Annotated in this window: 1 pseudogene; it reads left to right on the top strand. The window is 64.5% G+C overall.

Annotation, left to right across the window (positions count from 1 at the left end):
• Positions 1-628: pseudogene (locus EOA24_RS40185) on the top strand (hypothetical protein); the annotation flags it as partial.

The following is a 628-nucleotide window of genomic DNA, read 5'->3' as shown; positions in this document are numbered from 1 at the left end:
GACCTGCCCCTGGCCATGCTGCCGGTTCTTCGCGAATTGATGCAGAACACTATCCGATGACACGGCTGGGGCTCGTGATCGCGGCCTTTCTTTTGGGGGCTTTCGCTGCGCCATTTGCGCATGCCGCCGGTCATCCGGTCACCATCGTCGACGACCCGCGCGTCCTCGCCGAGCTCGACACCAAGGGGTACGGTTTCGCCGGTCTCTTCGGTGTTGACGGAAAGGATGACCTGAAGACCCTCTACGACTCCGCACCGGCCTACCACGCCCTCGTTGAGACAGTCGCGGCAGATGTTGCTGCGTTGCGCGCCGAGATCAAGGCCGGCGGCCGCACCCTCTACGAAGTGACCGACGGGAATGTCGGCCGCATCATCGACATGCGCTGGCTGAAGACGAACGCGGCGCGCTTCCGCGTTGTCGGTGTCGTCAACCGGCTCGACCGGCGCGATTTCGCGGCGCTTGGCAACGAGACGAGCTGCGGCGAGGTGCGGTTCATCTATCGCCTTGCGTACTCGTTTAAGAAGAACGGCAAGCAACTGGCCTCGCGTCTGCCATTCAACTTCAGCGCCATATACCGCGTCGCTCCGGACGCTGACGGCGGCTGCGCGGGCGCTGCCGGCCGCTGGAC

Origin of the sequence: Mesorhizobium sp. M2A.F.Ca.ET.039.01.1.1 (assembly GCF_003998035.1) — a bacterium.
Classification (GTDB): Bacteria; Pseudomonadota; Alphaproteobacteria; order Rhizobiales; family Rhizobiaceae; genus Mesorhizobium.
This window is presented reverse-complemented; position numbering and strand designations above follow the sequence as displayed.